This window comes from Arenibaculum sp. (genome assembly GCF_035998295.1).
Lineage (GTDB): Bacteria > Pseudomonadota > Alphaproteobacteria > Azospirillales > Azospirillaceae > DASYHS01.
Map to the genome: position 1 here is coordinate 1 of NZ_DASYHS010000282.1, position 6,285 is coordinate 6,285.

Consider the following 6,285-nt stretch of genomic DNA (forward strand, 5'->3'; position numbering starts at 1 on the left):
GTCTGCGGCGTCGGCTTCTACAAGAAGTAGGCCGGCATCGTCGGGATGAACCAGAAGGCGGGCGCGGGGCCGCCCACCACGGGAGGGAGCGTCATGAACGAGAACCTACGCCTGTCGAACTGGCGCATCTCAGCCAAAATACTCCTCGTACCCGCACTCGGGCTGGCGGCCATGCTCGGGACCGCCAGCTTCGGCGGCTATGTCCAGCATGGACAGCAGCAGGTTCTGCGGAGCCTGACCGCGGACGTCTTCGAGGACGCACGCGTGATCGGGGAACTCCGGGCCGACCTGTCGGCCCTTCATGCCGACCTCTACCGCATCATGGGCGTGGCCGCCAACCACAGCGACGGCGGCCAGCTCGAAAAGGAACTGGAAAAGCTCCACGGCCATCTCGACGCGGTGGGGGCTTCCGCCCTCCCGCTCAGGGCGGTGGCGCTCGACCCCGCCACGCTCGCGGTCTACGGCATCGGGACGCAAGCCGACGGTCCGGGCGCGACGGAGGCGGCCGACGCGATCCGGGCCGAACTGGCGGGATACGGGGAGTCCGCCCGCCAGGTCACCGACATGGTGGCCGTGGACACTGCCACCGCCATGGTCTTCATGTTCGCCACGGAGGAGATCTACGCCAGGCTCCTCGATCAGCTCGCAAACCTGGAGGGGCGGACGAAGGCGGTCTCGCAGGAAGCATCCTCGGCTGCCCAGGATCGCTCGGAAACCGCGACCCTCGCCTTCTTCATCGCCGCCGTGGTGGCCGCCCTCCTGACCACGGGGCTGGGCCTCGCCGTCGCCGGCGCGATCAGCCGCCCGGTGCGAGGGTTGACCCGCTCGATGGAGGCGTTGGCCGGCGGCACGATCGGGATCGATGTGCCCTTTGCCGACCGTCGCGACGAGATCGGAGCCATGGCACGGGCGCTGGCGGTGTTCCGGGACAACGCGGCCGAGCAAAGCCGCCTGGAGGCGGCCCAGGCGGACGAGCAGCGCGCCAAGGAAGCGCGGACCGCGGCGATCGACCGCCTTCTCCGCGAGTTCGGCGACAAGTCCTCCTCCGCGCTGGCGGAGGTCGCGGCGGCCGGCGACGAGATGCGCCACGCGGCCGACCAGATGGCGGCAGTGGCGGAGCAGACGGCCAAGCAGTCCCAGGCCGTCGTCGCAGCGTCCGACGCCACGTCCGGCAACGTCCAGACCGTCGCCTCGGCGACCGAGGAACTCGCCTACTCGATCCAGGAGATCGGCCAGCGGGTTCATCAATCGGCGCAGATCGCACAGCGTGCCGTGGACGAAACCGAGCGCTCCGGGAACAGCGTGCAGGCCCTCTCGAACGCGGCCCAGCGCATCGGCGAGGTCGTGGATCTCATCCAGACGATCGCCGGGCAGACGAACCTGCTGGCGCTGAACGCCACGATCGAGGCCGCCCGGGCGGGCGAGGCCGGCAAGGGCTTCGCCGTCGTCGCCTCCGAGGTCAAAGGCCTCGCCAACCAGACCGCACGGGCCACCGATGAGATTTCGGCCCAGATCGCCGACATCCAGGCGGCCAGCAAGGCCATGGTGGACGCCATCGGCGGGATCACCACGACCATCCGGGAGATGAACCAGATCGCCGCCACGATCGCTTCGGCCGTCGAAGAGCAGTCCGCCGCCACGAAGGAGATCTCGCGCAACGTCCAGGGAGCGGCGGCCGGGACGCAGCAGGTGGCAGACAACATCGGCGGGGTCTCGGCCGCTGCGGACGAGACCGGCCGAACCGCGGTCGGCGTGCTCTCTTCCGCCGACCGCCTGGCCCGGCAGAGCGTGTCCCTGCAGCACGAGGTGAGCGCGTTCCTGGCGGCCATCAAAGCCGCTTAGCGGTGCAAGCCACCCCCGAGAGCGGATGCCGGGCGGAACTCCGCCCGGCATCCGTCGCGGCAGGGGCCTGCCCCGGCGTTCAGGAGACGAACGCGGCCGCCTGGAACACGGGCGAGGCCGGGACGGCGAGATCGGCGATGATGCTGAAGTGGTCGTGCCGGGCAGGAACCAGCAGGGTGTCGGATGCCCCCTTCCCGCGCCGGTGTCGGTAGAAGGCGAAGGTCTGTTCGACGAAGGCGTCGGTCTCCGCACCGCCGACCGCCAGCAGGAAGGGGACGTCCGTGGGCGTCGGAGCGAGCAGCGGGCTCGAGGCGACCGCAGCGTTGGCGTCGAGCCCGATGGCGTCGCCCTGCGGCGTCCCGACCAGGGGGCGAAGATCGTACAGCCCGCTCAGTGCCACGACCGCGTCGACCCGGATCCCGCCGGCCGCGCCGACCGCCGCGAGGTGGGCGCCCGCGGAGTTGCCGGTGAGGACCAGCGGCCGTCCGGGCGCGAACGTGGCGGCCTGCGCCGCCACCCAGGCGACGGCGCGATGCGCGCTAGCCACGATGTCCCGAAGCGTGACGCGCGGTGCGAGCGGGTATTCCACATTCACCCAGGCAAGGCCAGCCGCGGCATAGGCGGGAGCCATGAAGCGCCGCTGCTCCTTCGCCCCGCCGCGCCAGTAGCCGCCGTGGAAGAACACGACCGTGCCGCGCGGCGTGCCGTCGGGAAGGTGCAGGTCGAGGCGTTCATCCGGATCGGGGCCATAGGGAAGGTCAAGGCGGGCGCCGGATACCGGCACGGCCGCGCTGGCCGCCGCATAGCCCAGCAGGGTGTGCTCGCTGCCGGGGGCGGCGGCATCGACGTCGTACGGGTTCGCGGTCATGCGATCACCTCCCTGGGAATTTCGGCGGCGAGGCCGATGAGCTGGTCGAACCGCGCCCGATCGTCCTGAAGCGCCCGGCTGGGACCGTCATAGGCGATGCGGCCTTCCTTCATCACGATCGTGCGCTCGGCGAAGGCGAGCGCCATGCCGACCTTCTGCTCGACGAGGATGATGGCGGTCGTCCCGTCCCGCCGGATCGCGCCCAGCGCCGCGACCAGCTGCTCGACGATGACCGGTGCCAGCCCCTCCGAAGGCTCGTCGAGGAGCAGCAGCGAAGGGTTGCCGACCAGGGCCCGCGCGATGGCCAGCATCTGCTGCTCGCCACCGGAGAGCTGGTTCCCGAGATTGCCGATGCGCTCGCGCAGGCGCGGGAACAGCTCGTAGGCGGCTTCCACCGTCCAGCGGCCCCGGCGCACGGCGATCTCCATGTTCTCCCGGACGCTCAGCGACGGGAAGATCTCGCGCTGCTGCGGCACAAGCCCGATGCCGGCCCTCGCGCGCCGGTTGGCCGGCCAAGCGGTGATGTCGGTTCCGGCGAAGAGGATCCGGCCCCGGTGCAGCGTGGCGCGGCCGGCGATCGCCGAGAGCAGCGTCGTCTTGCCGACGCCGTTGCGGCCGATCACGGCCACGCTGCCGGCCGCCTGCAGCTCCAGGCCGACGTCCTCCAGCACGACCATCTCGTCGTAGCCGGCGTGGACTCCCTCGACGGACAGCAGGGGCAATGCGGCGGTCATGCGGCCTCTCCGAAATAGATCGTCTTGACCTCGGGGTCGCGCGCGATCTCGTCCGGCGCGCCGTGGGCGTAGACGGCCCCCGAGACGAGGACGGTGATCTCGCGGGCGAACCGGAAGACCAGGTCCATGTCATGGTCGATCAGGAGGATGGCGATGTCGGACTCGAGTGCCGCCAGGCAGTCGAGGATCAGGTCGGTTTCGAGCGACGGCACGCCGGCGGCCGGCTCGTCGAGCAGCAGCACCCGCGGCTTCAGCGCGAGCGCGATCGCGAGCTCGACCAGCCTCCGGCGGCCATAGGACAGGTGGACAATCGGCGTCAGGGCATGCGGGCCCAGGCCCACGCGCTCCAGCAGCAGATGCGCCTCGTCGAAGGCGGCGTCGAAGCGGACCAGCGGTCGCCAGAACACGCGCGCCAAGCCGTCGCGCTCGGCGATCGCCATGACGACGTTCTCGACCGCCGACATGGTCGGGAAGAGCTGGCTGATCTGGAACGTCCGCACGATGCCGCGCTTCACCCGCTGCCCCTGCGACAGCCGGGTGACGTCGATCCCGTTCAGGCGGACCGACCCCGAGGAGGGGGCGAGCACGCCGGTGATCAGGTTGATCAGCGTCGTCTTTCCGGCGCCGTTCGGGCCGATGAGCGCGTGGCGCGCGCCAGCGTCGAGACGAAGATCGACGCTCTGCGCCACCTTGAGGCCGCCGAAGCTCAGCGATATCCCGTGGAGTTCGAGAATGCCGGTCATTGGCGGGCCCTCCCGGAACGGCGCGCGACCTGCCGCTCAATCGTCGGCAGCAGGCCGCCGCGGGCGAACAGGACGATCAGAATGAGGGCGACCCCGAGGCCGAACTCCCAGAATTCCGGCGAAACGTTCGCGAGATAGTGCTCGATCACGGCGTAGAGGGTCGCACCGGTCATGGCGCCGTAAGGACGCGCCAGCCCGGCGATCGCGAGCATGACCATGACCCCGCCCGACCGCTCGAAGCTCAACACGTCCAGCGTCACATAGGCGTTCACCTGGGCGAAGAGCGCGCCGGAGATGCCGGCCAGCAGCGCCGAGACGCTGTAGACGGCCAGGAGGTGCCCGAACACAGGCGTGCCGACGGCCTCCATCCGCCGGCGGTTGTCCCGTATCCCGCGCAGCGTCTGGCCGAACGGGGACGCCGTCAGCCGGCGCACGAAGACGAAGCAGACCAGCAGCACCGCGGCCGCGTAGAGAAGCTGCGTCTTGCCGGAGAAGTCGAACGCCACGGTTCCGAACAGGGGCGCCGGGTCGATGCCGCTGAGCCCGTCGAAGCCGCCGGTCAGGTCCGAACGGTAGTTGGCGAGTTCCAGCAGCATGGCGGAGGTCGCAAGCGTCAGCATCAGCAGCGGCAGGCCGCTGTAACGCAGCAGCAGCAGGCCCGACAGGACCCCGACGGCGCCCGCCACGGCCCCGCCCGCGGCCAGGGCCGTCAGCGGTTCGCGCCAGCCGAGATGGACGTTCAGCATGCCGACCGTATAGGCGCCGAGGCCGAAGAACGCCGCATGGCCGAGCGTGACGATGCCGGCATGGCCGAGCACGAGATCGAGCGACAGGGCGAACAGGATCAGCACCAGCACCTGGGCGGCGAAAGGGGCCTGTCCGGGCCAGAGCAGGTAGACGAGGGCGATCACCGTCCAGGGGATGAGGTCGACCGGACCCAGCCGGAGCGCGCCCGGCCGCTGCGCGCGGGAGGCGGCCGCGAGCGGGCCTTTGCCGAAGCCGGGAACGGCGGCGGCAGGGACGGTGGTGGGGACGGTGGTGGGGACGGTGGTGGAAACGGCGGCTTGCTCGGTCATGGCGTGCTCGCTCGGGTGAAGAAGCCGTTGGGTCTGACCAGCAGCAGCACCACCGCGATGCCGTACATGAAGAAGGCTCCGGCTTGCGGGAGGAAATAGCGGCCGGCGTTCTCGCCCACGCCGATGACGAGCGCGCTGGCGAAGGCCCCCTTCACGCTGCCCATGCCGCCGACCACGACGATCACGAGGAAGTAGACGAGGTATTGCAGGCCGAAGCGCGGCCCGACGCCGAGGATGTTGACCGCCAGCCCACCGCCGATCGCGGCCAGCGCGCAGCCGAGCGCGAAGGTGATCGAGAACAGCCGGTCGACGTCGATCCCGACGGATTCGGCCATGTCCCTGTTGTCCACCGCGGCCCGGATGCGGGCGCCGATCGTGGTCTTGTCGATCGCCAGCCACAGGGCGAGCGCGAAGGCCAGCCCCACCGCGATCACCGCCGCCCGATAGACCGGCACGACGACGCCCAGCAGCTCGACGTTGCCCGACAGGTAGTCCGGCATGCGGATCGTGTGGGAGGACGGCCCGAACAGCCAGGTCAGCGCAGCGACGACCACGAGGCTTATCCCGATGCTGAGCAGGACGTGCGCGAGGTGGTCGGCCTTGTAGACCGGGCGATAGCACCACCGCTCGGCCGGGACCGCCAGCACGGCGGCCAGGGCCCCGGCCAGCAGCAGGGCGAGAGGAAATGGCAGGCCCGCCTGCGCCGTCAGCCACACCGTGGCGTAGCCGCCTATTGCCGCGAAGGCTCCATGGGCGAGATTGATGACCCCCATCATGCCCATGGTGACCGACAGGCCGGCGGAGATCACGAACAGGACCATGGCGTAGGCCAGCCCGTCGAAGGCGATCGTGAGGAGCACATGAGCTGCGGACGTCACGGCGATCTTCCTCCCTGGCGCTTACTGCGTGCCGACGAGCCCTTCGGCGCATTTGCCGATGCGCAGCTCCTTGCAGGGGTCCTTCACGGCGGGGAAGGTCGACAGGACCTTCATGCCCGGGCGCCCGTCGATCGTCACGACTTC

The 6,285-nt window shown here is 70.3% G+C and carries 6 protein-coding genes; 1 reads left to right on the forward strand and 5 read right to left on the reverse strand.

What is annotated here, in order from left to right; translation table 11 throughout:
- The first annotated feature begins 93 nt into the window (after window positions 1–93).
- The gene (locus VGO20_RS26630; RefSeq protein ID WP_327505442.1) at window positions 94–1,842 is read left to right on the forward strand and encodes a methyl-accepting chemotaxis protein; all 1,749 of its coding nucleotides are present in this window, start codon (window positions 94–96) and stop codon (window positions 1,840–1,842) included.
- Window positions 1,843–1,921: 79 nt separating this feature from the next.
- On the opposite strand, the gene VGO20_RS26635 is transcribed toward VGO20_RS26630, so the two are convergent.
- From VGO20_RS26635 to VGO20_RS26655, 5 genes are read right to left on the reverse strand one after another with little or no spacing between them, the layout of a single operon-like run.
- A complete protein-coding gene (locus VGO20_RS26635; RefSeq protein ID WP_327505443.1) occupies window positions 1,922–2,710 on the reverse strand; it encodes an alpha/beta hydrolase in 789 nt (262 codons plus the stop codon).
- Complete coding sequence (locus tag VGO20_RS26640; RefSeq protein WP_327505444.1) at window positions 2,707–3,444, reverse strand: ABC transporter ATP-binding protein; 738 nt, start codon at window positions 3,442–3,444, stop codon at window positions 2,707–2,709. The genes VGO20_RS26635 and VGO20_RS26640 overlap by 4 nt, the downstream gene beginning before the upstream one ends.
- On the reverse strand, window positions 3,441–4,187 hold the full coding sequence (locus VGO20_RS26645) for an ABC transporter ATP-binding protein (protein WP_327505445.1): 747 nt from the start codon (window positions 4,185–4,187) through the stop codon (window positions 3,441–3,443). The genes VGO20_RS26640 and VGO20_RS26645 overlap by 4 nt, the downstream gene beginning before the upstream one ends.
- Window positions 4,184–5,263, reverse strand: coding sequence for a branched-chain amino acid ABC transporter permease (locus VGO20_RS26650; protein ID WP_327505446.1), 1,080 nt, complete (start codon window positions 5,261–5,263; stop codon window positions 4,184–4,186). The genes VGO20_RS26645 and VGO20_RS26650 overlap by 4 nt, the downstream gene beginning before the upstream one ends.
- Complete coding sequence (locus VGO20_RS26655; RefSeq protein WP_327505447.1) at window positions 5,260–6,141, reverse strand: branched-chain amino acid ABC transporter permease; 882 nt, start codon at window positions 6,139–6,141, stop codon at window positions 5,260–5,262. The genes VGO20_RS26650 and VGO20_RS26655 overlap by 4 nt, the downstream gene beginning before the upstream one ends.
- Between the last annotated feature and the right edge of the window lie 144 nt (window positions 6,142–6,285).